Genomic DNA, 26,370 nt, shown 5'->3' on the forward strand with positions numbered 1-26,370 from the left:
TAACTCCCCAATTTGGGGGCCTATAGGCGGCCTGAACAGGGCTTTTATTGGATTGACGCTGTGTGTAGAAACATGTTTACAGTTGCGGTTGAGGGTTGGCACGTTCTTCTTCATCCTGTGTACAAACGAGACCGCGACGGATAGAAAATAGCCCCAAAAAGGGGGTAACAGCGGGAGGGAAAATAGCCCCAAAAAGGGGGTAGCGGCGGACTCTCGTCCGCCGCTACCCCCTTGAGGGAAGAGCTGCTACTTTGCTGCCACGACCTGGAGGGTGATGGTGGCCACGAGGTCGTCACGGAGGCGGACTGTCGCCTCGTGCTGGCCCGTCAGCTTGATCGCCGACGAGATCTCGATCTTGCGCTTGTCGACGCTGCCGAGTCCGGCGGCGGCGACGGCCTCCGCGATGTCGGTCGTCTTGACCGAGCCGAAGAGGCGTCCGCCCTCGCCGGCCTTGACGGTCAGCTTGACGGTCGTCGCCTCGAGCTTGGCCTTGAGGTCGAGGGCTTCCTCGATCGTGGCGTGCTCGCGGGCTACGCGCGCCGCCTTGATCGATTCGACCTGCTTCTCGCCACCGCGGGTCCAGGCGACGGCGAAGCCCTGGGGGATGAGGTAGTTACGGCCGTAGCCGTTCTTGACATCGATGACGTCGCCCGGTGCACCGAGGCCGGTGACCTCGTGCGTGAGAATCAACTTTGACATTGTCTGGCTCCTTAACGGCCTGAGCCGGCGTAGGGAAGCAGTGCCATCTCGCGCGCGTTCTTGACGGCACGGGCGATGAGGCGCTGCTCCTGTACGGAGACACCGGTGATGCGGCGAGCACGGATCTTTCCACGCTCGGAGATGAACTTGCGGAGGGTGGCGACATCCTTGTAGTCGATGACACCGACGCGAATGGACTTCGCCGGGGCGGCGTTCTTGCCGCCCTTGATCGTGCGGAGGGGCTTACGGCGATCGCCGCTGCTCTTTCCAGCCATGGTTTCCTGCTTTCTGAAAAAAAGGTGATCCGGTCCCCTCGGGGAACCGGAGGTTTAGAAGGGTGTTTCGTCGCTGTAGCTACCCGGCGTGTTCCAGACATCGCCGGCGGCAGGCTCGCTCGGGGCGGATGCCGCCCACGGCTCGTCTGCGACCTGGCCGCGTCCTCCACCGGAGTTGCCGCCACCGCCGGAGCCCTCGCGAGAGGACGACGTGCGGGTGACCTGCGCGGTTGCATAGCGCAGGCTCGGGCCGATCTCGTCTACCTCGAGCTCGATGCTGGTGCGCTTCTCGCCCTCTTTGGTCTCGTACGAGCGCTGCTTGAGCCGACCGGTCGCCACGACGCGGGAACCCTTGGTGAGGGAACCTGCAACGTGCTCGGCGAACTCGCGCCACACGCTTGCGCGCAGGAACAGCGCGTCGCCGTCTTTCCAGTCATTGCTCGCCCGGTCGAAACTGCGGGGGGTGGAGGCGATGGTGAAGTTGGCAACCGCCAGCCCGTTCTGCGTGTAGCGCAGCTCGGGGTCGCTGGTGAGATTCCCCACCACGGTGATTACGGTTTCGCCGGCCATGGCTACTCGGCGCTCGTCGCGGCAGGCGCGGCGGGGGCTGCAGGTGCTGCGGGAGCTGCAGGCGCAGCGGTCGGAGCCGCCGAAGCGACCTCGGCCGACTTCGCGGCCGTTCCTGCTGCGGCGCCGGCCTTCGCGGGGGCGGCAGCCTTGCGGGCGGCCTTCTCTGCGGAGAGCTTGGCGGCCTCGGCAACCTGGGCGATCGCTTCCTCGGCGCGGAGCACCTTGGTGCGCATGACCGCTTCGCTGAGCTTCAGCTGGCGGTCGAGCTCGACGGTCGCATCCGGGTTGGCGGTCAACGCGACGACCGCGTAGATGCCCTCGGACTTCTTGTTGATTTCGTAGGCAAGACGACGACGGCCCCAGACATCAACCTTGTCGATGGTTCCACCATCGTTACGGATGACGTTGAGGAACTTATCGAGGCTCGGAGCCACGGTGCGCTCATCGATCTCTGGATCGAGAATTACCATTAGTTCGTACTGATGCATAACTAACCCACCTCCTTTGGACTAGAACGGCCACAGACGATCTGTGACAGGAGGGTTTTGGCATCGTTGGCCACGCCGGAAGGCAATGGACAACCTGCCTAGTGTAGTCAGTTCCCCGTGCAAGAAACAAGGAGCTCCCCACGCATGCCACTCAAGGTCGCCATCGCAGGAGTCGGAAATTGCGCGAACGCGCTCGTGCAGGGCGTCAGCTTCTATGCCGACGCGGATGAGTCGCAGGTGGTCCCCGGTCTCATGCACACCCGCTTCGGCGGCTACGGCATCGGCGATATCTCGTTCGTCGCGGCGTTCGACGTGGATGCCGCCAAGGTGGGAGTGGATCTCTCCGAGGCGATCTGGGCAAGCGAGAACAACACGCTGCGTTTCGCCGATGTCGCACCGGCCGGGGTGATCGTGCAGCGCGGCCCGACCCTCGACGGGCTCGGCGAGTACTACCGGGACGTGATCGAGGAGTCGGAGGCCGCCGCGGTCGATGTCGCTCAGGCCCTGCGCGACTCCGGCGCCGACGTGCTCGTCTGCTATCTCCCGGTCGGCTCGGAAGAGGGCGCGAAGCACTACGCCCAGGCGGCCCTGGACGCGGGGGTCGCGTTCGTGAACGCGCTCCCGGTGTTCATCGCGAGCGATCCGGTCTGGGCCGCGAAATTCGAGGCGGCGGGCATCCCGATCGTCGGGGACGACATCAAGAGCCAGCTCGGCGCCACGATCACCCATCGCGTGCTGGCCCGGCTGTTCGAGGAGCGCGGCATCGTGCTCGACCGCACCTACCAGCTGAACGTGGGCGGCAACATGGACTTCAAGAACATGCTCGAGCGCAAACGGCTGGAGTCGAAGAAGATCTCGAAGACGCAGGCGGTGACGAGCAACATCGACGTGACACTTCCGGAGCGCGACGTGCACATCGGGCCGAGCGACCACATCCCGTGGCTGGACGACCGCAAGCTCGCCTTCGTGCGGCTGGAGGGTCACGGTTTCGGCAACGCGCCGACCACTCTGGAATACAAGCTCGAGGTGTGGGACTCGCCCAACTCGGCGGGGGTCGTGATCGACGCGATCCGTGCCGCGAAGATCGCCCTGGATGCCGGACTCGGCGGACCGCTCGAGGCGGCATCCGCCTACTTCATGAAGAGCCCGCCGCGGCAGCACCCGGACCCGGTCGCTCGCGAACTGCTCGAGGAGTTCATCCGCGAGCACGGCTGAGCGAGGCTCGCTAGCGGGACTCCCACCAGGCGCGCAGACGCTCGGCGGCCAGGTCCACGCCGAGCGGACCCTCCTCGAGTCGAAGCTCGAGCAGGAAGCGGTAGGCCTCGCCCACCTCGCGCCCTGGTGGCAGCGACAGGATCTCCATGATCTGCTCACCGTCGAGGTCCGGGCGGATCGCGGCAAGCTCCTCCTCGAGGCCGAGCGTCACGATGCGCTCCTCGAGGTCGTCGTAGGCGAAAGACAGACGGTCGGCCTTGCGGCGGTTGCGGGTGGTCACGTCGGCCCGCGTGAGGATGTGCAGCCGCTCCAGCAGGGGTCCCGCATCCCGCACGTACCGACGAACGGCCGAATCCGTCCAGGCACCCTCGGTGTAGCCGAAGAACCTCAGGTGCAGTTCGATCAGCCGGGACACGTCGGCGATGGTCTCGTTGTCGTAGCGCAACTCCCGCAACCGCTTCTTCGCGAGCTTCGACCCGACGACGTCGTGGTGGTGGAAGGTGACAACCCCGCCCGCCTCCGTGCGCTTGGTCGCCGGCTTGCCGATGTCGTGCAGCAGGGCGGCGAGACGCAGGATGAGGTCGGGGGCCTCGCCGGGGTTGCGCTCGGTCTCCAGCTCGATGGCCTGATCGAGCACGGTGAGGCTGTGCTCGTAGACGTCCTTGTGATGGTGGTGTTCGTCGATCTCCAGCCGTAGGGCGGGAAGCTCCGGCAGCACGATCGCCGCGAGCCCGCTGTCCACGAGCAGTTGCAGGCCCTCCCGCGGGGACGGACTGCAGAGCAGCTTGCTGATCTCGTCGTTGATGCGCTCGACGGAGATGATCGAAATGCGGTCGGCGAGTGCGAAGAGGGCAGAGCGGGTCTGCTCGTCGAGCGCGAATCCGAGTTGGGAGGTGAACCGGGCGGCGCGAAGCATGCGCAACGGATCGTCCCCGAAGGAGTGCTCCGGCGTGCCGGGGGTGGTGAGTCGGCGCGCGACCAGGTCCTCGAGCCCCCCTGACGGATCCACGAGCTGCTTCTGCGGAAGCCGCAGAGCCATCGCGTTCACGGTGAAGTCGCGGCGAACCAGGTCGCCCTCGAGCGAATCGCCGAAGTCCACGACGGGCTTGCGAGTCTCGCCGTCGTAGGCATCACTGCGGTAGGTCGTGATCTCCACGGTGTGGCCGTCGATGAGCGCGCCGATGGTGCCGAAGGCCCGCCCGATGTCCCAGTGCGTGTCGGAGATCGGCTTCACGACGCGAAGGATCTCGTCCGGGCGCGCATTCGTTGTGAAGTCGAGATCGTTGAGCGGACGGTCCAGAAAGGCGTCGCGAACCGGACCGCCGACGAGGGCCAACTCGAAGCCCTGGGCGGCGAAGGCGGCCGCGAGGCGGGCGATGTGCGGGGACTCGGCGAGGTCCGACAGCCGCTGAATTGCCGAAGCGACGCTTTCCATGGCTCCCAGACTAGTAGCGGCCGCGCACGGCGCGTGGTCGGTCGGCACAGGCGGCGCCGAGGTGGATGACCCTAGAATCACTGGGGGACGGCCGAGCAATCCTGGTGGTGCCGACCCCAATCGCCTATGAGACTAGTCACTTTCCTGATTGCGCTGGCCATGGCCATCGGTGCCATCGTGCTGCCCGTGGCGGCGGAGGCGGCCGAGCCTCCCGCGGTCGTTGCGACCTTCGCTCCGGCGGCCCTCGGCACACTCGCACCGGGCCAGGACCTCGTTCTGAGCGGCACGATCTCCAACTCCGGCGCCCAGGTGATTCCGGCGGGCACCGCGACCGTGACGCTCAACCGCACCGCCGTCTCGTCCCGCACCGATCTGGCCGGCTGGCACGACTCCGATTCGATTCTCGGCGACGACAAACTCGGCACGAAGATCTTCGAGACCGGTACCCCCGAGGTGCCGGCCGGACATTCCGTTCCCGTCGTCATCACGGTGCCGGCGGCCGCCGTGAGCCTGAGCGCCCAGTCGTCGTGGGGCACGCGCACCGTCGCCGTCACGGTGCGCAGCGTCGGCAGCGTCGTCGCCCAGGCCAGGACCGACATCGTGTGGGCCCCCGGCGGCCCGGTCGCGGCCACCGGCCTCGCGGTCGCCTTCGCGCTGACGGTTCCCCACCCGACGACGGGCCTCATCCCCGCCGACCTGCTCGCCACCTACACGGGGATCGGGGGCATCCTCTCTCACGACCTCGACTCGGTCATCGGGCGCAATGTCGCCATCGGAATCGATCCGATGCTGCTCGCCTCCATCCGCGTCCTGGGCGACAGCGCTCCACAGTCCGCCACCGATTGGCTGTCCCGGCTCGAGGGTGCGCCCAATGACACCTTCGCCCTCAGCTACGCCGACTCCGACCTCGCTGTGGCGACCCAGGCCGGGTCGAAGCGACTTCTCACCCCCACCGGGTTCCCGATCGACCCGACCCTGTTCCCCGGCGCGAGCACCGTGTCCCCGTCACCCCAGACCGGCGCGCCGACCGGCGGCCCGACACCGACCCCGTCTCCCACCGGGGGGCCGGTGAGTCCGCTGCCGACACCCGAGAGCCTCGTCGCCTGGCCGTACACGATCGACAAGATCGGCTGGCCCGCCGACGACACCGTGGTGGAGGCCGACCTCGATGCCTTCGACTCGTTCGGTCTCAGCACCACCATCCTGAATTCCTCGAACGTGTCATACACCGTCAACTACACGCCGAGTGCGGCGGCGACGATCGACAAGCATCGCGTCGTCGTCTCGGATAACATTCTCTCCTCCCTGCTTCGGTCGGCGGCCGGGGCCTCGTCGCAGCTCGCGTGGGAGAACGCGATGGTGAGGCTCTCCGGGTCGATCGCCGTGGTGGGCCGGGAACGCCTGGCGGAGTCGCGCACCCTCCTGACGACACTCGGCCGCTCGACGGGGATCGAGCCGCGGTTGTCCCAGACCCTGGACGCGCTCGCCGCCCTGTCGTGGGCGACCCCGGCCACCGTGGCTGCCGTCGCCACTGCCGGCGAACCGATCAGTGCATCCGTCACCGCCAAGCCCGTGCCCGCCGCGCGCCTGGCCCAGATCAAGGCTCTCCTCGCCTCCGAGGCCCAGGTCGGCAACTTCTCCTCGGTGCTCGCTGACCCCTCGTTGCTCAGCACCGAACGCCGGCTCAGTCTGCTCGCGCTGCTCTCGAACTCGTGGAGTTCGGACGACTCCGGGCTGGCGGCCGCAAACGCGAAGTACCTGACCCGGTCCACCACGATCCTCAATTCGGTGAGCATTGCCGAGAGCAGTTCGCTCTTCCTCACCTCTCAAAACAGTCCGCTGCCGGTCACCGTGAGCAACAAGCTGCCGTGGCCGGTCACCGTCTACGTGAGCGTGCGGTCGCCCACCGGCATCCTCGAGGTTCTCGAACCGCGAGTGGAACTCACCATCGAGGCGAACTCCCAGGCCAAGGCATCCGTGCCGATCCGATCCGTGGCGAACGGCGAGGTGCTCATCGACACCACGCTGTCCAGCGCGACGAACATCCCGATCGGGAGGCCGGTTCAGACCAAGGTCGAGGTGCAGGCCGGATGGGAGACCGCCTTCACCGCGGTCGTGGCCGCCCTGGTCGTCGGCGTCTTCGGGTTCGGCATCTGGCGCAACATCCGCAAGCGCCGCAAGGGCAAGGGGCCAGCCGGCGACGGCGAGCCGGGCGACGAGTCGGACGAGACTCCCGCCCCGGCCGACTCCGCAGAGACCACCACCTCGTGAGCGACCCCGTCGACCCGGCAGCGGCCGTGGAGCCTCCAGCCGGGTTGGGGCGCGCGAGCGCGATCCTCGCCGCCGGCACGGTGGTGTCCCGGGTGCTGGGATTCGTGCGCGCAGTGGTGCTCGCGCTCACGATCGGCTCGCTCGGAGCGGCCGGCAACGCGTTCGCGGTCGGTAACCAGCTGCCGAACAACATCTACGCGCTCGTCGCCGGCGGCGTCCTGAGCGCGGTGCTGGTGCCGCAGATCGTGCGCGCCGCGGCGCACTCCGACGGCGGCCAGCAATTCATCAACCGCGTGGTCACGCTCGGCATCGTCGTCTTCGCCGTCGTCACAATTGCCGCGACCCTCGCCGCCCCGGCGCTCGTCGGCGTCTACACCGTGCAGTCGACAACCGGTCGCGGCTTCACTCCGGCGGCGCTCGCCCTCGCGACGGCGTTCGCCTACTGGTGCCTGCCCCAGATCTTCTTCTACGCGCTCTACAGCCTGCTGAGCGAGGTGCTCAACGCCCGGCAGGTCTTCGGCCCGTTCACCTGGGCGCCGGTGCTCAACAACGTCGTCTCGATCGCCGGTTTCGCGTTCTTCATGGTGTTGTTCGGTGGAGCCCAGCAAAACAGCACCGTCGAGGTCTGGGACACCGCCCGCATCACACTGCTCGGCGCATCAACGACCCTCGCCGTGGCCGCGCAGGCCCTGGTGCTGTTCCTGTTCTGGAGGCGCGCCGGACTGCGCTTCCGCCCCGACTTCCGCTGGCGAGGGGTGGGCCTCGGGGCCACGGGCAAGGCCGCCGGCTGGCTGTTCGGCATGATCCTCATCACCCAGCTCGCGGGCATCGTGCAGAGCCAGGTGACCTCGATCGCCTCCGGCAACGGGGCGTCGAACCTCGCGCTGCAGAACTCCTGGCTCATCTTCATGCTTCCGCACTCGGTGATCGCCGTGTCGGTGGCCACGGCGTACTTCACCCGGATGAGCGGCCATGCCAGCGCAGGAAATCTCGGCGGAGTTCGCGACGACCTCTCCGCCTCGCTCCGCAGCATCGGCCTGCTCATCGTCTTCGCCGCGGTGAGTCTCTCTGTAGTCGCCTACCCGTTCGCCCGAGTCTTCACCATCACCGGATTCACCGATGTCGCCGCCATGGGAAACGTGATTCTCGCGTTCCTGCCCGGGCTCATCCTCTTCAGCATGTTGTTCGTGCTGCAACGCGTGTTCTATGCCCTCGGTGACACGCGCACCCCGTTCTTCATGCAGTGCGTGCAGTCCGGGCTGTTCGTCATCGGCGCCCTGCTCTGCATCCTGCTCCCGACCGCGTGGATCGGAGTCGGGATCGCCGCTGTAACCTCCTTAGCCGGTAGCGCGCAGGCCGTCCTGGCGATCGTGCTGGTCCGTCGTCGGCTGATGGGCATGGATGGCGCCCTCGTTCTGCGTCGGCACCTTCAATACCTCGTGCTCTCGCTCGCCGCCGGCGCCGTCGGGGTCGCAGTGGTGGCCCTCCTCGGCGGTTACTCGGCGGACGGCTTCGCCCAGTCCGGAGTCTTCCCCGCGCTCCTGTCGATAGTCATCGCCGCGGCGGTGATGGGGGCCGTGTATTTCGGCCTGCTCCTCGCCTTCCGCAACCCGGAGCTCGCCTCCGTCACGAGCGTCGTCAGCGCGCGATTCGGCCGCCGCCGCTGACTTCGGGCCGGTCGTGACCCGGTCCTCCGGGCTTTCCGGGCCGTGGAATATCGTGCGAATAGGATGTGTTGTACCGGGAAGTGGAGCGGGCAGAGGCCTGCGCCCACCGTCAGCCAAGGAGATGTTCCAGTTGCGCCAGACCATCATCATCGGTTCCGGTCCCGCCGGCTATACGGCAGCGATCTATGCCGCTCGAGCCAACCTGAACCCGCTGCTCATCGCGAGTTCCGTTGAGGCGGGCGGCGAGCTCATGAAGACCACCGAGGTGGAGAACTACCCGGGCTTCCCGGAGGGCATCCAGGGCCCGGACCTCATGGCTGCATTCCAGGCTCAGGCCGAGCGTTTCGGCACCGAGATCGTGCTCGACGACGTCACGTCACTCGAATTGCGCGGCGACGTGAAGAGGGTCACCCTCGGAAACGGGGACGTGCACGAGGCCCTCACCGTGATCTTCGCCACCGGATCGGCGTATCGCAAGCTCGGCCTCGAGGACGAAGAGCGCCTGAGCGGCCACGGCGTCTCGTGGTGCGCCACCTGCGACGGGTTCTTCTTCCGCAAGAAGAACATCGCGGTCGTCGGCGGCGGCGACTCGGCGATGGAGGAGGCGACGTTCCTCACGAAATTCGCCGACAAGGTCTACGTGATCCACCGCAGCCACACCCTGCGCGCGTCCAAGACCATGCAGGATCGCGCCCTCGAGAATCCCAAGATCGAGTTCATCTTCAACAAGACCGTCGAGCACATCTACGGCGACGGCGCTGTGACCGGCCTCGGCCTCGTCGACACGACGGACGGTTCGGAGACGACTCTGGATGTCAGCGGGCTCTTCGTCGCGATCGGCGCCGACCCCCGCACCCACCTCGTGCACGGCCAGCTGGACATCAACCCGGATGGCACCATCGCCGTCGAAGGCCGCAGCTCACGTACCAACATCCCCGGGGTCTTCGCCGCGGGCGACGTTCTCGATCCCACCTACCGACAGGCCGTCACGGCCGCCGGTTCGGGCACCGTCGCCGCCCTCGACGCCGAGCACTACCTCGCCTCCATTCCCAAGGAGCTGCTCGCCAGAGCGACCGCCTTGCCCGAGCCCGAAACCGTATCGGCCTAGGGCCGATCCAAGCGAAAAGAGAGAAATCGATGTCAACCGCCAAAGATGTGACCGACGCCAGCTTCCAGGCCGACGTGCTGGACTCCGACAAGCTCGTGCTTGTGGACTTCTGGGCCGAGTGGTGCGGACCGTGTCGCGCGGTCAGCCCGATCCTCGACCAGATCGCCGCGGAGCACGCGGACAAGATCCAGCTCGTCAAGGTGAACGTCGACGACAACATGGAGATCGCCGCGAAGTACCAGATCACCTCGATCCCGGCCATGAAGCTGTTCAAAGGCGGCGAGGTCGTGAAGAGCGTCATCGGCGCCAAGCCGAAGCCGGCGCTCGAGGCCGACTTCGCCGAGTGGCTCAAGTAGTAGTCGGCGGGCTCGTCTAGCCCGCACGATCTCGGGGCCCGTCCACACGCAGTGGGCGGGTCCCTTCTTTGTTTCGTGGCGGTCTCTTTGTTTCGTGGCGGTCCGAGTCGGCCTAACGGGCGCCCCAGACACCACCGTCTATTGTTTAAGCTTCTCCACTTCTTCGCACAACCGGGATTCCAGATGAGCAGCCACGGCACCACGCCGCACCATGCGGCCCAACGCGATGCCGGCCTGTCCGGCGCCGGAACCAACCTCGACCCGTGGTACGACCTGTACGCGGACCGCACGGCCGGCCTCAGTGCCTCCGAGGTGCGCGCCCTCTTCGCCGTCGCGTCGCGCCCCGAGGTGGTCTCGCTGGCCGGCGGCATGCCGTTCGTCTCGGCCCTGCCGAGCGAACTCATCGCCGGCGCCTTCGAGCGGATGATGCGGGATGTGGGCCCCCAGGCCCTGCAGTACGGCTCCGGCCAGGGCGTACCGGCGCTCCGCGAGCACATTCTCGAGATCATGGCACTCGAGGGCATCCGGGCGAGTGTGGATGACGTAGTCGTCACCACCGGATCCCAGCACGCCCTGGAGCTGGTGACCAAGCTCTTCATCAACCCCGGGGACGTCGTTCTCGCCGAGGGGCCGAGCTACGTGACCGCCATGGTGGTCTTCAACTCCTTCCAGGCCGATATTCAGCACGTGCCCATGGACGAGCACGGACTGATCCCCGAGGCCCTGCGGGAGGCGATCACCCGGTTGAGGGCGGCGGGCAAGGCGATCAAGTTCCTCTACACCGTTCCGACCTTCAGCAATCCGGCCGGGGTGACGCTCAGTTGGGAACGACGGCTCGAAATCCTCGAAATCTGCCGTTCCAACGGCATCCTCGTGCTCGAAGACAACCCCTACGGGTTGATCTACTTCGATTCACCCCCGCCCCAGGCGATGCGCTCCGTGGAGGAAGACGGCGTGATCTACCTCGGGACCTTCTCCAAGACGCTCGCCCCGGGCTTTCGAGTGGGCTGGGCCCTGGCCCCGCACGCCATCCGCGAGAAGCTCATCCTCGCCAACGAGGCTGCCGTGCTCTCCCCCAGTTCCTTCAGCCAGCTGATGATCACGGAGTACCTCAACACCGCGGACTGGAAAGAGCAGATAAATACCTTCAGGGGAATCTATCGGGATCGGCGCGATGCCATGCTCGGCGCCCTCGCCGAGTACCTGCCCCAGCTCTCCTGGACCGTGCCGAACGGCGGATTCTACGTCTGGGCGACCCTTCCCTCCCACCTGGACTCGAAGGCCATGCTCCCGCGCGCGGTGAAGGAACTCGTGGCCTACACCCCAGGAACGGCGTTCTACGCGGACGGCAACGGGCGCAACAACATCCGCCTCTCGTTCTGCTACCCGACCCCCGACTTCATCCGGGAGGGCATCCGGCGGCTCTCCACGGTCATCAACGGCGAGATCGACCTGCTCAACACCTTCTCCCAGACCACGCCGCTCGCCACAATTCCCCTCAAACAGGGCATCGTGAGCCCGCCGCCCAACATCGACTAGCCACCGGCCAGTCGGCACCAGTGAAGAGAGCGACGAAATGAACGAGTCTTCCCCGCGCACCGTGGTGGTGCTCGCCGGTGGAATCTCCCACGAGAGGGATGTCTCCCTGCGATCCGGTCGCCGGGTCGCCGACAGCCTCGCCGAACACGGCATCACCGTCGAGCTTCGCGATCCGGATGCCACCCTCCTCGCCTACCTCGCCGAGACCAGACCAGACGTGGTCTGGCCGGCCCTGCACGGCGCCAGCGGGGAGGACGGCGCCCTGCGCGGCCTGCTCGACTTCATCGGCATCCCCTATGTCGGGTCCAATTCGGGTGCGGCGCGCCTCGCCTGGGACAAGCCGACCGCCAAGGTGCTGGTCGATCGCGACGGCGTGGCGACACCCAAGTCCATCGCCCTCTCCCGGGATGCCTTCCGCGAGCTCGGTGCCCAGAGCGTGCTCGACTGCCTCTCAACAGAGCTGCCGGTGCCCGTCGTGGTCAAGCCGGCCCAGGGGGGGTCGGCCCAGGGCGTGACCCTCGTCGACGATCGCGCCAACCTGCCCCGCGCAATGGTTGACGCGTACACCTATTGTGATGTCGCACTGATCGAGAAGCGCATCATCGGCACCGAAATCGCCATCGGCATCATCGACAGCGGCGACGGTCCAGTGGCCCTACCGGCGGTGGAAATACAGCCCCTATCAGGGGTTTATAGTTTCGAGGCCCGGTACAACGCCGGGGAGACCAGGTTCTTCACGCCCGCCAGGCTGGGAGCCGAGGAGACCGCGCGCGCGGCTGAGGCGGCGCTACTCGCCCACCGCACTCTCGGCCTGCGACACCTCTCTCGCGTCGACCTGATCGTGGACGACGAGGGTATCCCCTGGTTCCTCGAGGCGAACGTGCTGCCCGGACTCACCGAAACGTCGCTCCTTCCTCAGGCGCTCGAGGCCGCCGGGCACGATCTCGGCTGGGTCTACTCGGCTCTCGCCGAGGCCGCCATCCGGGAGAGCCGCGCCTAGTTGTACTGCCCAGGCAGGTTGGTTGATTGGGTGTGACGACTCGCTTCACTCGGTGAACGTGAGCGAGGTCCTCGTGTCCCACGCTGATGCCGCTTTGACTCTGAAACACCGTTAGGGACGTTCGCGTGTGGCCGTCGGCGGCCCTCTGGCGGTGCCGCCCGCATCGGTTGGTCCCTGTTCTTCAGGTTGGTCCCTGTTCCGCAGGACGGGCCCCGGTGACGTGGGCGCCTACCCCGCAGACTCCAGTTATGCAGGACAGCTTGTGCAGGACACGGCAGTGGTGTCGCGACCCGAAGTGTCCCGGTCTGCAGGACGCTCCCGTCGGTTCTGCACCGATCGTCCTCGCTATCCGCCCGACACGTCCTGCACAACCCGTCCTGCATAACTGGAGTCTGCCGGGCGGGCACCCGTGAACGCCCGAGCCGTTCTGCACAACGCGTGCCATGCGCAAGGGAGCGCCGCGCAGTGGCGGGGACAAGCAGGCCGAAATGCCCTCCCAACGCCCCTGGGCAGTAAAGCTAGCGCACAGCCGTCCGATTGCGGCCTAGCCGAATCCCGGCTCGTTCAGCTCTGCGAGGATTCGGTTGAGGTCGGCCACTGTCGCGAAGTCGATCACAATCGTGCCCTTGGTCGCGCCGAGGTTCACCTTCACCCGGGTATTGAGGCGATCCCCGAGGCGTTCGGCGATCTCATCAAGCTGACCCTGGCGCCGACCCGCACTCGGCCGAGCCGGTCGAGCCGGCTTGGTGGTGACGAGTCCCGCCGCGGACTCCGCAGCGCGCACGGACAGGTCTTCGTTCACGATCTTGTCGGCCAGACGTTCCATCGTGGCGTCGTCCCCGGCCGAGAGGATGGCCCGGGCATGTCCGGCGCTCAACACCCCGGCTGCGACGCGATTCTGCACGGACGTGGGCAGTCGCAGCAGGCGGATGGTGTTAGTGATCTGCGGACGTGACCGCCCGATCCGCGTGGCCAACTGGTCCTGCGTGATTCCGAAGTCGGCGAGGAGCTGCTGGTAGGCCGATGCCTCCTCCAGCGGGTTGAGGTTCGCCCGGTGAAGGTTCTCGAGCAGCGCATCGCGCAGCATTGCCTCGTCCGCGGTGTTCTTGACCACGGCGGGGATCGTCTCCAGCCCCAGTTCCTTGCTCGCGCGAAGGCGACGCTCGCCCATGACGAGCTCGTAGTGCGGCCCGGTGGCGGTCGCGCCGACAATCGGGCGCACGACGATCGGCTGGAGAACGCCGACCTCGCGTATGGAGGCGACGAGTTCGTCCAGATCCTCCTTGATGAAGTCCTTGCGCGGCTGGGCGGCGTTCGGGACGATGTCGCTGGGGGCGATGTTCGCGAGTCGGGCTCCCGGAACTGCGACGAGGCCCTCCGGCTCTGGGCGGCTCGTGGGGAAGAAGACATCTACCGGTCGCGCTGGGCTGCCCTCGTCCGTGGGGATGAGCGCGCCGATCCCTCGGCCCAGTCCGGTTCTCTTTGGTGCGGCCATTACTGCGGTGCCCCTCGTCGTGCGATTTCGGCGGCCGCCTCGAGGTAGGAGAGCGAGCCGGTGGAGTTGGTGTCGTAACTGATTACGGTCTGACCATAGCTCGGCGCCTCCGAAATACGCACCGAACGCGGGATGAGCGTGTTGAGAACCTGGTCGGGAAAGTGATCCCGTACGTCCTGGGCGACCTGGTTCGCGAGATTCGTGCGGGAATCGTACATCGTGAGCAGGATCGTGGACACGGTGAGCACCGGATTGAGGTGTCGTTCTATCAGCTTGATGTTGTTGAGCAGCTGGCTGAGTCCCTCGAGCGCGTAGTACTCGCACTGAATCGGAATCAGCACCTCCTGCGCCGCGACGAACGCGTTGATCGTGAGCAGACCGAGCGACGGCGGGCAATCGATGAAGACGTAGTGGAAGAGGTCGGGGCTCTCGGCGAGGAACTGGTCCAGGGCGGTGTGCAGCCGCTGCTCGCGAGCGACCAGCGAGACGAGCTCGATCTCCGCGCCCGCGAGGTGAATGGTGGCCGGGAGGCAGTAGAGAGACTCGAATTCCGGGCTCTTCTGCACGACGCCGGCCATGGGGACGTCTCCGATGATCACGTCGTAGACGCTGACGGTCTCCGAGCGGTGTTCGATACCAAGGGCGGTGGAGGCGTTGCCCTGAGGATCCAGGTCGATCACCAGCACGCGAGCACCGCTGCGGGCGAGCGCCGCCGCAAGATTGACGGTGGTAGTGGTCTTGCCCACTCCCCCCTTTTGGTTCGCGACCGTGAGAACCCGGGTCTTCGGCGGCAGGGGAAGCCGCTGGGCGGCCAGTGCCAGCTTGCGTCTCGTGATCTCGGACAATTCCCGAGCCAACGGGGTGTCGTCGAATGCTCCGACGGAATTGACCTCGGTGGGTTCAGGATGTTTCACGTGAAACCTTCTTGGCTGGGGAGGTGGGGCGATGGTGAGCGAACGAGCGGGCGCACCGAGGCTGTGCCCGACCATCCGTCACGCTCGACTCACGTTGTGCGGCCGCCAAGACGACTCGCACCACGAAGCACGCCGCGCGGGGATCGATCAGTCAACTGTAGCCCGAAACACCCGGGTCACCTCGGTTACGAGGCCCTCTCCGAGTGTCAGGACCTCCACGTCGGTGAGTCGCGCCTTTCGGATGGACTTTGCCGCCGCCTCGACCTCCGCGCTGACGCCTGCCCCCTTGAGGAAGAGCAGCTCGCCACCGGAGCGAACGAGAGGAACGGTGAGCGGGATGAGTTTGGAGAGGGCGCTCACCGCGCGGGCGGTGGCCTGGTCGAGCCAGGGCTTCAGCTTCGCCTCCTCGGCGCGGGCGCGAACGACCTCGACGTTGTCGAGTCCGAGCTCCGCCGTCTCGTGCCGCAGCCACTCCACGCGGCGCTCCATCGGCTCGATGAGAATGAGCTGAACGTCGGGACGCGCGATCGCCAGCACGAGGCCCGGCAGTCCAGCACCGCTGCCGATGTCACCGACTCGACCTGGACGAAGCAGGGGAGCGAGCAGTGCACTGTTCAGCACGTGCCTGGTCCAGAGCCGGGGAATCTCCAGCGGACCGATCAGCCCGAGCTCCTCGCCGCGCTCGGCGAGGTGCCGGGTATAGGCCCGCGCGAGCTCCATCCGATCGCCAAAGAGTTCTGCGGCCGCCTCAGGCTCCTGCTCGAGCCCGGGGAGCGACGACTCAACCACGTCGATGTTTCACGTGAAACTAGGCCCGGGAGATGACGGTGTGGCGATCGGAACCCTCGCCCTCCGACGCGGACGAGAGTCCCTTGGCGGCGACCAGGTCGTGCACGAGCTTGCGCTCGTAAGACGACATCGGTGGAAGGGCTGCCGACTCGGCGCCGCCCTCGATCCGATCGACCGCCCGGTCGACGAGAAGCGAGAGCTCGGCCTCCCTGGCCTGCCTCGATCCGCCCACATCCAGGATGAGTCGAGAAAACACCCCGGTCTTCGCCTGCACCGCGATGCGGGTGAGTTCCTGGAGCGCGTTCACGGTCTCCGGCTTCGACAGCAGTCGAAGGTTGCTGTCCTGGCTCGAGTTGACCGACAGGTACGCGCGGCCGTCGCGGGCGTCGATGTCGATATCGCCGTCCAGGTCCGTGATGTCGAGGAGTTCCTCGATGTAATCGGCGGCGATGTCGCCCTCCTCCTCGAGCTGGGTGACCGAACGGCCGGCACCCTCGTCAACGGTGGCCTCCGTCGCGACGGCCTCGTCGCTCGTGGGGACCGGAGTCTCGTTCTCTACGTCATGGGTCGTCTCTGCCACGTGACTGCTCTCTTTCTTGAGGATGCTGAGGGTTGCGCGAACTACTTCTTGGCGCCTGGCTTCTTCTTGCGATTCTTCGCATTCACCGGCTGAACGCGCTGCGTCTGCCGCGGTTCCTCGATCTGCTCTGGCCCGTCCTCGACCAACGTGAATCCGCGGCGCTGGGCCTTGCGGGCAATTCGCGTCTCCCGGGCGAGCGCCGCCTCGCTGCCAGGCGTGGGCATGTTACGGATCACCAGGAACTGCTGACCCATCGTCCAGAAGTTGGAGACGAGCCAGTAGAACATCACGCCGAGCGGGAAGGTGAAGCCGGAGAAGGCGAACACGAGGGGGAGCAGGTACAGCAGGATGCGCTGCTGCTTGAACATCGGGCTGGCCTTCATCTCGGCCGACTGGTTCTTGGACATGATCTGAAGCTGGGTGATGAACTGGGATCCCGTCATCAGGACCACCATGATCACAGCGATGACGATCACCGCGACGTTGCCGTTGGCGGTGCTGATCGCGAGCTTCAGCGGGGCGACTCCGAAAAGCGAAGACTCCCCGAACGACTTGGCCAACGGGCCGGTCAGGAGACCGACGCCCGCCAGGTGCGTCTTGTCGTAGTTCTGAGCGGAACTCAACACCGAGAAGAGGCTGAAGAAGATGGGCATCTGCAGCAGGAGGGGCAGACAGGAGCTGAGCGGGTTGGTGCCCGTCTTCTTGTAGAGCTCCATGGTCTCGCGGGACATCGCCTCGCGGGAGAATTGGTCCTTCTTGCCCTTGTACTTGTCCTGGATCTTCTTGAGCTGCGGCGCAACCTCGAGCATGCGGCGCTGGCTCTTAATCTGGCGAACGAAGATCGGGATGAGCGCCGCCCGGATCACGAGCACGAGGCCAACGATCGACAACACCCAGGTGAAGCCTGCGTCGGGATTCAACCCAAGGAACGTCCAGAAAGAATGCCAGGACACGAGCAACAGCTCGACGACCCACTTGATGGGCCAGAGGATTACGCCAATAAAGTCGGGCATTTTTCTTTTGTCAGCCCTTTCCATGGCCGTGAGTAGTGACAAAACCAAACCGCGTTACCGCGTACTTCTGAACCGAGGGCTCCGGCACGTCATCCACGCCGCCTGCCGCCCAGGGGTGACAGCGAGCGATCCTTCGCGCACCGAGCCAGCTGCCCTTGATCACGCCGTGCTTCTGAATCGCACCCAGCGTGTAGGCCGAGCAGGAGGGGTAGTACCGGCAGACGTCTCCATACAGGGGAGAGATCACCGCACGATAGACCCTCAGGATGAGAACACTCAGGTTGCGGGGGAGAAGCAGAACAAAAGCCAGGATTCGATTCACCTCCGTGTCTCGCCCCCCAACGCTTCCGAAATCTCAGAACGAAGATTAGCCCAGCTAGCCTGCGCTGCGCCTGGCAGCGCTCGAATCACAATTTCGGTACCGGGAGCGAGACGATCCAGCACCTCGAAGCTGAGCGCCTTGAGCCGGCGGCGCACGAGGTTCCGCTTCACCGCCACTCCCACCGTCTTGGCAACGATGAAGCCAAACCGGGGAGCACTGGCACTATCGGCTCGCGCCAGATAGACCACCGCATGCTCGGTGGTGATCCGGCGACCCCGACGCACGAGACGTCGATAGTCGTCCGCAGTCACCAGCCGGTTGGCTTTGGCCAACACGAACGAAGGCTACGCGGAGAGTTCGGTGCGTCCCTTGCGGCGACGCGCACCGAGGATGGCGCGGCCGGCGCGGGTGCGCATCCGCAGACGGAATCCGTGGACCTTCGCACGGCGCCGGTTGTTGGGCTGAAAAGTTCTCTTGCTCATGATTGTTATTTCTCCACGTATTGGGACTCCGCGAGGCCAGCTCGCAATAGTGAGCAGTGGAAGCCAAGGAAGTGAAGGTTAGCCATCAGGCTGAAGTCAACTGATTAAAAATACGGTCTTAAAGCGCTGCGGTCAAACCCTGAGGCTACCAGCCGCATTATCCACATAGTGTGAAAGGGGGCGTGGCAGCGACATGCCGTCACAAACTAAGGTGGTGGGACTGCACAGTCGGTGGATAACCCTGTGAGTAACTTACTCAACAACAGCGAGGGGAACATGGCTGACATTGCGGATCCGACCAGGGAAATCTGGGCGTCTGTGCTGTCCAGCCTTCGCGACGACGAGAGAATCACCCCGCAACTGCAGGGATTTCTGAGTCTTGTCGAGCCCAGGGGAGTGATGGCCGGCACCCTCTACCTCGAGGTTCCGAACGACCTCACCCGCGGGATGCTCGAGCAGCGCATCCGACTTCCGCTCCTCAACGCCATCACCGGACTCGACGAAGACCATTCGGTGAGTAATTTCGCCATCGTAGTGAATCCCGAGATCGCACACGACGCCCTGGGCGAGCCGAGCCCGTCCGCGGTAGAACAGCCATACATCGAACAGGTCGCCCCACCGGCCCCTCTCTCGGAATCCATCGGCACAAACTCCCGTCGGGCCGACTCACGGCTCAACCCGAAATACAACTTCGACAACTTCGTCATCGGCGGCTCGAACCGCTTCGCCCACGCGGCCGCCGTTGCCGTGGCCGAGGCCCCGGCGAAGGCCTACAACCCGCTCTTCATCTACGGCGACTCCGGCCTCGGCAAGACCCACCTCCTGCACGCCATCGGTCACTACGCCGAGAGCCTCTACCCCGGAATCCGCGTGCGCTACGTGAGCTCCGAGGAATTCACCAACGACTTCATCAACTCGATCGCTAACAACCGCGCATCGGTCTTCCAATCCCGGTACCGAGAAATCGACATTCTGCTGATCGACGACATCCAGTTCCTGCAGCGGGCGGTGGAGACCCAGGAGGCCTTCTTCCACACGTTCAACACGCTGCACGACCACAACAAGCAGGTGGTGATCACCAGCGACCTGCCGCCGAAGGCCCTCACCGGCTTCGAGGACCGGATGCGCTCCCGCTTCGAGTGGGGCCTGATCACCGATGTGCAGGCTCCCGACCTGGAGACCCGCATCGCCATCCTCCGCAAGAAGGCCCAGAGCGAGAAGCTCCAGGTGAGCGCCGAGATCCTCGAATACATGGCCACCAAGGTGTCATCCAATATCCGAGAGCTCGAGGGCACCCTGATCCGGGTCACTGCCTTTGCGAGCCTCAACCGCACGCCGGTAGACCTCGCCCTGGTGCAGACCGTGCTCAAGGACCTGATCACCCTCGACGACGACAACGTGATCGCGCCGGTCGACATCATCAACCACACCGCGGAGTACTTCAAACTCACGGTCGACGACCTCTACGGCTCCTCCCGCTCTCAGGCGGTAGCCACCGCACGTCAGATCGCCATGTACCTCTGCCGTGAAATGACGAATCTCTCCCTGCCGAAGATCGGCCAGCTGTTCGGCAACCGCGACCACACCACGGTGATGTACGCGAACAAGAAGATCAGCGAGCTCATGAAGGAGCGTCGCTCCATCTACAACCAGGTCACCGAGCTCACCAGCCGGATCAAGCAGAACCACCGCTACAGCAAGATCTGACCGGCGCGGGCAACCGGCCGCCTCTTCGCTCCACCCTCCGCCTCCGCCTCCGTCGCGCGGCGCCCTCGCCCCGCGTGTGTTCCCCTTTGTCGCTCGCGTGCCGGCTCGACCGGGCACAACGGCGACAAAGGGGAACACACGCACCACGGGCAGTACGCGCGCGCCCGCGGTACAGCACTGGCCACCCCCGGCAAGCCGTCACCCACAGGCTCAACCCACAGTGTGCATAACCTGTGGATAACTGTGGATAGACCGCGACATCATTGTGTGATTCGAGCCGAGTCCTGTGGAAACTGCGTTCATCACTCGCTCTTCGCCGCCGCCGAATCACAACAAATTTCACAGGCTCCCCACAACTCACACGGTTGTAGTTCCCTGCCGACTGTTGGGTTCCGAAGAGTTATGCACAGTTCGCACAGCGGTTAAGAGTGTTAATCCTTTAATTAATTCATTGGTGGGGGAGATAACCCTTGGGACTCTGGCGCACAGCGGCTGTGCCAGTATTAACCTCCCGGAGCAACTTTCATATCGACAGGGGTGGGCATGAAGTTCCAAGTCAATCGTGACGTCTTCAGTGAGGCCGTTTCCTTTGCCGTCAAGCTTCTTCCCCAGCGCACCACCCTCCCGATTCTGAGCGGTGTGCTCATCGAGACGATCGACACCGGGCTCAAACTCTCGTCGTTCGACTACGAGGTGTCCGCCCAGACCGAGATCGCGGCAGACATCGAGGAGCCGGGCAAGATCCTGGTCTCCGGTCGCCTGCTCGCCGACATCGCCAGCCGGCTGCCCAACGCCCCGGTGCAGTTCTCCACGGTCGAGGGTCGGATCACGGTCAACTGCGGCAGTGCGACCTTCACCCTCCTGAGCATGCCGGTAGAGGAATACCCCACCCTCCCGCAGATCTCGGAGCAGACCGGATTGCTCCCCGCCGATGCCTTCGCCACTGCGGTGTCCCAGGTCGCGGTCGCCGCGTCGCGTGACGATGTCACGCCGGTGATCACCGGCGTGCAGCTCGAGGTGTCGAATAACAGCCTCACGCTCGTCGCGACCGACCGCTACCGGGTCGCCGTGCGCGAGATCGAGTGGGACTCCGGCGACGTCGCAAACACGGAGACGCTCACCGCACTCGTTCCGGCCCGCACGCTGCAGGAGATCGGCAAGACCTTCGGTCACAGCGGCACGATCTCGGTGGCCATCACGAGCACCGATGACCGGGAGCTGATCGCGTTCCGCGCCGATCGCAAGACCGTGACGTCTCTGCTCATCAAGGGCAACTTCCCCCCGGTCAAGCGCCTGTTTCCCGAGACTGTCGACAATTACGCGGTGATCAACACGGCGGAGCTCATCGAGGCGGTGCGTCGTGTCTCACTCGTTCTCGAGCGCGAGGCCGCCCTGCGCTTCACCTTCACGATCGACGGCGTGACCCTCGAGGCCATCGGTTCCGAGCAGGCCCAGGCGTCCGAGACCATCGATGCTCACCTGAACGGCAGCGACACCGTCGTGTCGCTCAAGCCGGCCTTCCTGCTCGACGGCCTCGGTGCCGTGCACTCGGAATTCGTGCGGATCTCGTTCACGAAGACCGAGAATCCCAACAAGCCGGGCCCCGTTCTCATCACCAGCCAGTCATCCAAGGACCAGCCCGGGGCCGACAACTACAAGTACCTCCTGCAGCCCAACCTGCTGCTCCGCTAGTCAGATCGAAAGAAGCGCATCATGCACATCGGCCTCGTTGGTCTCGGAAAAATGGGAAACAACATGCGTGAGCGCCTGCGTGCTCACGACATCGAGGTCACCGGATTCGATCGAAACCCGGCCGTGTCCGACGTGTCGAGCGTCGAGGAACTCGTGAAGGCTCTTCCCACGCCGCGAATCGTGTGGATCATGGTGCCGGCCGGAGAGGTCACTACTGCGGTGGTCACCGAGCTCGCCGGACTACTCGAGGCCGGCGACCTCATCATCGACGGCGGCAACTCGCGCTTCACCGAGGACTTCAAGCATTCCGCGTTGGTCGCCGACAAGGGGATCGAGTACGTGGATGCCGGGGTCTCCGGCGGAGTCTGGGGCCTGGCCAACGGCTATGGCCTCATGGTGGGTGGCCACAAGAAGAACATCGATCTGGCGATGCCGATCTTCGACGCGTTGCGTCCGGACGGCCCTCGCGAGGAGGGCTTCGTGCATGCCGGCGAAATCGGTGCCGGCCACTACGCCAAGATGGTGCACAACGGGATCGAATATGCCCTGATGCAGGCCTACGCCGAGGGTTACGAGCTCCTCGACAAGCGCGACGACATCATCAAGGACGTCACGGGCACCTTCAAGGCCTGGCAGCGCGGCACCGTCGTTCGATCCTGGCTGCTCGAGCTCCTCGTGCGTGCGCTCGAGCAAGACCCGGAATTCAAGGACATCGAGGGTTACGTCGAAGACTCAGGCGAGGGTCGCTGGACCATCGAGGAGGCACTCGCGAATGCGGTGCCCGTTCCCACGATCAGTGCCTCGATCTTCGCCCGGTTCGTATCACGCCAGCCGGAGGGATCCCCGGCGATGAAGGCCGTTGCCGCACTGCGCAACCAGTTCGGCGGGCACTCGGTCAAAGCTGTCGACTAGTCCAGTGACAGCGTGATCGTCACCCACCTCAGCCTCACCGACTTTCGTAATTACACGACCGCCGAGGTGCCGCTCGTCGCCGGCGCCAATCTGTTCGTCGGCAGCAACGGCCAGGGCAAGACCAACCTGGTGGAATCGCTCGCCTACCTGAGCACCCTCGGATCGCATCGCGTCTCGGTGGACCACGCGATGATCCGCCAGGGAGCGGAGGCGGCGATCATCCGCGCCCGTCTCGAGAATGGCGAACGACAGATCCTCGCCGAGGTGCAGATCAACCGTTCGTCGGCGAATCGGGCGCAGATCAATCGTTCGGTGATCAAGACGCGGGATCTGCCGCGGTACTTCTCCAGCGTCTTGTTTGCTCCGGAGGACCTCACGCTGATTCGGGGCGAGCCATCGGGGCGCCGTCGCTTTCTGGATGAGCTGCTGGTGCTGCGCTCTCCCCGGCTCTCCGGGGTCATCGCCGACTACGACCGGGTGGTACGTCAACGCAACACGCTGCTCAAATCGGCCAGGGCGTCCGGGGTCAAGGGCAACCAACTGGGCACCCTCGACATCTGGGACGATCGCCTCGTGGATCTCGGATCACAACTCATCGAGGCGCGGAGCGCACTGATCACGGAACTCCAGCCCGAGGTCACCGCGGCCTACACCGCCGTCGCCGGGGAGGACCACCATGCCACTCTCGCGAGCCAGTTGAGTATCTTCAGCGGGTCCGAGTCCGACGACGCGGGCGGCGCCGCGTTGCGGCGGGACATCATCACGGCGCGGGAGGCGGCGGTCGCCTTCCGAGAGTCGCTGGTCAGGCTGAGACGCAGCGAACTCGACCGCGCGATCACCCTCGTGGGTCCGCACCGCGACGACCTCGTGCTCGAGCTGAACGGTCTGCCGGCTCGCGGCTATGCGAGCCACGGCGAATCCTGGTCGTTCGCCCTCGCCCTCAAGCTGGCGTCGGCGAACATTCTTCGCCGGGAATCGAACATGGGCGACCCGGTGCTCATGCTCGACGATGTGTTCGCCGAACTCGACGAGTCTCGGCGGCTGAGACTCGCGGCCGCCGTCGCCGACTTCGAGCAGGTGTTGATCACGGCCGCCGTTCTCGACGATGTGCCGGCCGCCCTCACTGGAAACACGGTGCACATCGCGCACGGAACGATTGTGGGGAGCACTCCATGACCGAGGACAACGCGCCGAGTGAATCCACCGCGGTCTATCTGCGCTTCCGTCGCGTCTTCGGCGACGGCTCGTCAAGATCCAACGACGCCAGAAAGCGGGCGACGAAGGAGCCGGGATCGAGTGTTCCGTTCGGGGCCGGACGCGACCCCCAGGGACTGGGCTCGATCGTGGATGCGCTCACCACCCGGCTCGGCTGGAGTTCGCCGCTCGCGCGCTCGGAGTTGCTCTCCTCCTGGGCGCAGATCGCCGGTGCCGAGACCTCCGAACACTCGACTCCGGTCGGAATCGAAGAGGGGGTGCTCACGGTGCGATGCGACTCGACGGCGTGGGCGACGCAGCTTCGACTGATGCGGGTTCAGATCATGACGCAGATCAGCGTGCGGTATCCGGATGCCGGCATCGAGACAATCCGTTTTGAGGGGCCGGGTGCCCCCTCCTGGAAAAGAGGTCCCAGATCAATTCCAGGGCGCGGTCCGCGCGATACTTACGGCTAACTAGGCAAAACAGGTCGCCGCACCGAAATAAAGTCCCCAGACGGGCGTTTTCGGGCCTGTACCCCGTTCTCATTTGGTAGAATTGCAGGGTCGTCATGACAGCTTCCTTCTGGGAACCCCGGTCGCGAACGGCTCATCGATCCACCCGGCAGGAGACAAACTTCACATGGCAGCAAACCGCTCGAATTCCGAATCTGAAGACAACTACGGCGCAGATCAGATCCAGGTGCTCGAGGGACTCGAAGCGGTGCGCAAGCGTCCTGGCATGTACATCGGATCGACCGGCCCGCGCGGACTCCACCACCTCGTATACGAGGTCGTGGACAACTCGGTGGACGAGGCCCTCGCCGGATTCTGCGACACCATCCTCGTCACCCTGCTGAAAAGCGGTGGCGTCCGCGTCATCGACAACGGCCGCGGCATCCCGGTCGATCTGAATAAGTCCGAGAACAAGTCGAGCGTCGAGGTGGTCATGACCATCCTCCACGCCGGTGGCAAGTTCGGAGGGGGCGGCTATTCCGTCTCCGGCGGCCTGCATGGCGTGGGCATCTCCGTCGTCAACGCACTCTCCTCTCGCATGGACACCGAGGTCCGCCGACAGGGTGCGGTCTGGCGGATGAGCTTCACCAATGGTGTCCCAGACGCGCCGCTCGCCAAGGGTGAGGCATCGGAGGAACACGGCACCACCCAGACCTTCTGGCCCAGCCCGGAGACCTTCGAGACCGTGGAGTTCGATTTCGAGACGCTTCGCGCCCGTTTCCAGCAGATGGCCTTCCTCAACAAGGGCCTCTCGATCACGCTCACCGACGAGCGCGAAGGCGCCGACGCGACAGGCGAGAACAGCGGCGAGCCGGTCAGCATCACCTACCTCTACGAGAACGGACTCGTCGACTATGTCGAGTACCTCAACTCGTCGAAGAAGGTCGAGGTCGTGCATCCGGAGATCATCTCGTTCGAGTGGGAGGACAAGGAACTCAAGATCGCCCTCGAGGTGGCGATGCAGTGGACCACCTCCTACCAGGAGAGCGTGCACACCTACGCGAACACGATCAACACCCATGAGGGCGGAACCCACGAAGAGGGATTCCGGGCCGCGCTCACCACTCTGGTGAACAAGTACGCCCGCGAGAAGGGGATCATTAAAGAGAAGGATGAGAACCTCACGGGCGACGACGTGCGCGAGGGACTGACCGCGGTCATCTCGATCAAACTGGCCGAACCGCAGTTCGAGGGGCAGACCAAGACCAAGCTCGGCAACACCATCGCGAAGTCGTTCGTGCAGCGAATCACCGGCGACCAGCTCGGCGACTGGTTCGACCGCAACCCCACCCAGGCGCGCGACGTGATCCGCAAGGCGATCCAGGCATCCGCGGCCCGTCTCGCCGCCCGCAAGGCGCGCGAGCAGACCCGTCGCAAGGGCCTCCTCGAGTCCGGCGGCATGCCGGGCAAGCTGCGCGACTGCTCGAGCAACGACCCGAGCCTGTCCGAGATCTTCATGGTCGAGGGCGACTCCGCAGGTGGCTCGGCCGTGCAGGGTCGCAACCCGGAGTTCCAGGCGATCCTGCCGCTGCGCGGCAAGATCCTCAACGTGGAGAAGGCGCGCCTCGATCGGGCCCTGGCCAACAACGAGGTTCAGGCCATGATCACGGCGTTCGGCGCCGGGGTCGGCGAGGACTTCAACCCCGAGAAGGCCCGGTACCACAAGATCGTGCTGATGGCCGATGCCGATGTCGATGGCCAGCACATCACGACCCTCCTGCTCACCCTGCTGTTCCGGTACATGCGTCCCCTCATCGACCTGGGGTATGTCTATCTGGCCCAGCCCCCGCTGTACCGACTCAAGTGGAGCAACTCCCCGCACGAGTACGTCTACAGCGACCGGGAGAAGGATGCCCTGCTCGCGGCGGGCGCCGCGGCCGGCAAGCGTATGCCCAAGGAGAGCGGCGTGCAGCGCTACAAGGGGCTCGGCGAGATGGACTACAAGGAACTGTGGGAGACGACCATGGATCCGGTGACCCGCACCCTGCTGCAGGTCACCCTGGATGACGCCGCCGCCGCGGACGCGATCTTCGACACCCTGATGGGCGAGAACGTCGAACTGCGCCGCAACTTCATCCAGAAGAACGCCAAAGACGTGCGCTTCCTCGACATCTAGTCAGCAGGCCGCCCGC

25 protein-coding genes and 1 pseudogene are annotated in these 26,370 nt (G+C 65.3%); 13 read left to right on the plus strand and 13 right to left on the minus strand.

Annotated elements, in window-relative coordinates; genetic code table 11:
* Positions 1–246 precede the first annotated feature (246 nt).
* From rplI to rpsF, 4 genes and pseudogenes are all read right to left on the minus strand, one after another.
* Positions 247–699, minus strand: a complete 453-nt coding sequence (gene rplI, locus FVP33_RS13860) for a 50S ribosomal protein L9 (RefSeq protein ID WP_147784280.1) — start codon at positions 697–699, stop codon at positions 247–249.
* Between the two features lie 11 nt (positions 700–710).
* The gene (gene rpsR / locus FVP33_RS13865; protein WP_147784281.1) at positions 711–974 is read right to left on the minus strand and encodes a 30S ribosomal protein S18; all 264 of its coding nucleotides are present in this window, start codon (positions 972–974) and stop codon (positions 711–713) included.
* 54 nt (positions 975–1,028) lie between these two features.
* The gene (locus tag FVP33_RS13870; RefSeq protein WP_147784282.1) at positions 1,029–1,544 is read right to left on the minus strand and encodes a single-stranded DNA-binding protein; all 516 of its coding nucleotides are present in this window, start codon (positions 1,542–1,544) and stop codon (positions 1,029–1,031) included.
* A gap of 125 nt (positions 1,545–1,669) precedes the next feature.
* Positions 1,670–2,032, minus strand: a pseudogene (rpsF, locus tag FVP33_RS13875) (30S ribosomal protein S6); the annotation flags it as partial.
* A gap of 144 nt (positions 2,033–2,176) precedes the next feature.
* Between rpsF and FVP33_RS13880 the strand changes: the two are divergent.
* The gene (locus tag FVP33_RS13880) at positions 2,177–3,247 is read left to right on the plus strand and encodes an inositol-3-phosphate synthase (protein ID WP_147784284.1); all 1,071 of its coding nucleotides are present in this window, start codon (positions 2,177–2,179) and stop codon (positions 3,245–3,247) included.
* Positions 3,248–3,257: 10 nt separating this feature from the next.
* Here the strand turns inward: FVP33_RS13880 and FVP33_RS13885 are convergent, their stop codons facing one another.
* Complete coding sequence (locus tag FVP33_RS13885) at positions 3,258–4,682, minus strand: CCA tRNA nucleotidyltransferase (protein ID WP_147784285.1); 1,425 nt, start codon at positions 4,680–4,682, stop codon at positions 3,258–3,260.
* A 126-nt stretch (positions 4,683–4,808) separates the two neighbouring features.
* On the opposite strand from FVP33_RS13885, the gene FVP33_RS20010 reads away from it, so the two are divergent.
* The 6 genes from FVP33_RS20010 (at position 4,809) to FVP33_RS13910 (ending at position 12,623) form a co-directional block, all read left to right on the plus strand.
* Positions 4,809–6,953, plus strand: coding sequence for a DUF6049 family protein (locus tag FVP33_RS20010; protein WP_246142344.1), 2,145 nt, complete (start codon positions 4,809–4,811; stop codon positions 6,951–6,953).
* Complete coding sequence (murJ, locus tag FVP33_RS13890; protein WP_246142345.1) at positions 6,950–8,620, plus strand: murein biosynthesis integral membrane protein MurJ; 1,671 nt, start codon at positions 6,950–6,952, stop codon at positions 8,618–8,620. Before FVP33_RS20010 ends, murJ begins: the two co-directional genes overlap by 4 nt.
* A gap of 130 nt (positions 8,621–8,750) precedes the next feature.
* A complete protein-coding gene (gene trxB, locus FVP33_RS13895) occupies positions 8,751–9,728 on the plus strand; it encodes a thioredoxin-disulfide reductase (RefSeq protein WP_147784287.1) in 978 nt (325 codons plus the stop codon).
* A gap of 29 nt (positions 9,729–9,757) precedes the next feature.
* A complete protein-coding gene (trxA, locus tag FVP33_RS13900) occupies positions 9,758–10,084 on the plus strand; it encodes a thioredoxin (protein WP_147784288.1) in 327 nt (108 codons plus the stop codon).
* 183 nt (positions 10,085–10,267) lie between these two features.
* A complete protein-coding gene (locus FVP33_RS13905) occupies positions 10,268–11,623 on the plus strand; it encodes an aminotransferase-like domain-containing protein (protein WP_147784289.1) in 1,356 nt (451 codons plus the stop codon).
* Between the two features lie 37 nt (positions 11,624–11,660).
* Entirely contained in the window at positions 11,661–12,623 is a 963-nt protein-coding gene (locus FVP33_RS13910; RefSeq protein ID WP_147784290.1) for a D-alanine--D-alanine ligase family protein, read from the plus strand.
* Between the two features lie 544 nt (positions 12,624–13,167).
* On the opposite strand, the gene FVP33_RS13915 is transcribed toward FVP33_RS13910, so the two are convergent.
* From FVP33_RS13915 to rpmH, 8 genes are all read right to left on the minus strand, one after another.
* Positions 13,168–14,118: a ParB/RepB/Spo0J family partition protein gene (locus FVP33_RS13915; RefSeq protein ID WP_147784291.1), complete on the minus strand. Its 951-nt coding sequence runs from the start codon at positions 14,116–14,118 to the stop codon at positions 13,168–13,170.
* Positions 14,118–15,032, minus strand: a complete 915-nt coding sequence (locus FVP33_RS13920; protein WP_147784292.1) for a ParA family protein — start codon at positions 15,030–15,032, stop codon at positions 14,118–14,120. The genes FVP33_RS13915 and FVP33_RS13920 overlap by 1 nt, the downstream gene beginning before the upstream one ends.
* A gap of 147 nt (positions 15,033–15,179) precedes the next feature.
* Entirely contained in the window at positions 15,180–15,752 is a 573-nt protein-coding gene (gene rsmG, locus FVP33_RS13925) for a 16S rRNA (guanine(527)-N(7))-methyltransferase RsmG (protein WP_222706750.1), read from the minus strand.
* A gap of 88 nt (positions 15,753–15,840) precedes the next feature.
* A complete protein-coding gene (locus FVP33_RS13930; RefSeq protein ID WP_147784294.1) occupies positions 15,841–16,401 on the minus strand; it encodes a Jag family protein in 561 nt (186 codons plus the stop codon).
* A 41-nt stretch (positions 16,402–16,442) separates the two neighbouring features.
* Complete coding sequence (gene yidC / locus FVP33_RS13935) at positions 16,443–17,414, minus strand: membrane protein insertase YidC (RefSeq protein ID WP_147784295.1); 972 nt, start codon at positions 17,412–17,414, stop codon at positions 16,443–16,445.
* Between the two features lie 10 nt (positions 17,415–17,424).
* On the minus strand, positions 17,425–17,736 hold the full coding sequence (yidD, locus tag FVP33_RS13940; protein WP_147784296.1) for a membrane protein insertion efficiency factor YidD: 312 nt from the start codon (positions 17,734–17,736) through the stop codon (positions 17,425–17,427).
* Positions 17,733–18,071, minus strand: coding sequence for a ribonuclease P protein component (gene rnpA, locus FVP33_RS13945; protein ID WP_147784297.1), 339 nt, complete (start codon positions 18,069–18,071; stop codon positions 17,733–17,735). Before rnpA ends, yidD begins: the two co-directional genes overlap by 4 nt.
* A gap of 9 nt (positions 18,072–18,080) precedes the next feature.
* The gene (gene rpmH, locus FVP33_RS13950) at positions 18,081–18,218 is read right to left on the minus strand and encodes a 50S ribosomal protein L34 (RefSeq protein WP_010204566.1); all 138 of its coding nucleotides are present in this window, start codon (positions 18,216–18,218) and stop codon (positions 18,081–18,083) included.
* Between the two features lie 276 nt (positions 18,219–18,494).
* Between rpmH and dnaA the strand changes: the two genes are divergently transcribed.
* The 6 genes from dnaA to gyrB all read left to right on the plus strand — a co-directional run bounded on the left by dnaA (position 18,495) and on the right by gyrB (position 26,354).
* Positions 18,495–19,925, plus strand: coding sequence for a chromosomal replication initiator protein DnaA (gene dnaA / locus FVP33_RS13955; RefSeq protein ID WP_147784298.1), 1,431 nt, complete (start codon positions 18,495–18,497; stop codon positions 19,923–19,925).
* Between the two features lie 543 nt (positions 19,926–20,468).
* Entirely contained in the window at positions 20,469–21,617 is a 1,149-nt protein-coding gene (gene dnaN, locus FVP33_RS13960; RefSeq protein WP_147784299.1) for a DNA polymerase III subunit beta, read from the plus strand.
* Between the two features lie 21 nt (positions 21,618–21,638).
* On the plus strand, positions 21,639–22,529 hold the full coding sequence (gene gnd, locus FVP33_RS13965) for a phosphogluconate dehydrogenase (NAD(+)-dependent, decarboxylating) (protein WP_147784300.1): 891 nt from the start codon (positions 21,639–21,641) through the stop codon (positions 22,527–22,529).
* Between the two features lie 12 nt (positions 22,530–22,541).
* Positions 22,542–23,705 carry a DNA replication/repair protein RecF gene (recF, locus tag FVP33_RS13970; protein WP_147784301.1) on the plus strand — a complete coding sequence of 388 codons (1,164 nt, stop codon included), beginning with the start codon at positions 22,542–22,544 and terminating at the stop codon, positions 23,703–23,705.
* The gene (locus FVP33_RS13975; RefSeq protein ID WP_147784302.1) at positions 23,702–24,199 is read left to right on the plus strand and encodes a DciA family protein; all 498 of its coding nucleotides are present in this window, start codon (positions 23,702–23,704) and stop codon (positions 24,197–24,199) included. The genes recF and FVP33_RS13975 overlap by 4 nt, the downstream gene beginning before the upstream one ends.
* 166 nt (positions 24,200–24,365) lie before the next feature.
* The gene (gene gyrB / locus FVP33_RS13980; protein ID WP_147784303.1) at positions 24,366–26,354 is read left to right on the plus strand and encodes a DNA topoisomerase (ATP-hydrolyzing) subunit B; all 1,989 of its coding nucleotides are present in this window, start codon (positions 24,366–24,368) and stop codon (positions 26,352–26,354) included.
* The last annotated feature ends 16 nt before the right edge of the window (positions 26,355–26,370 follow it).

The sequence above is a fragment of the Lacisediminihabitans profunda genome (assembly GCF_008040105.1).
GTDB classification, from domain to species: domain Bacteria; phylum Actinomycetota; class Actinomycetes; order Actinomycetales; family Microbacteriaceae; genus Lacisediminihabitans; species Lacisediminihabitans profunda.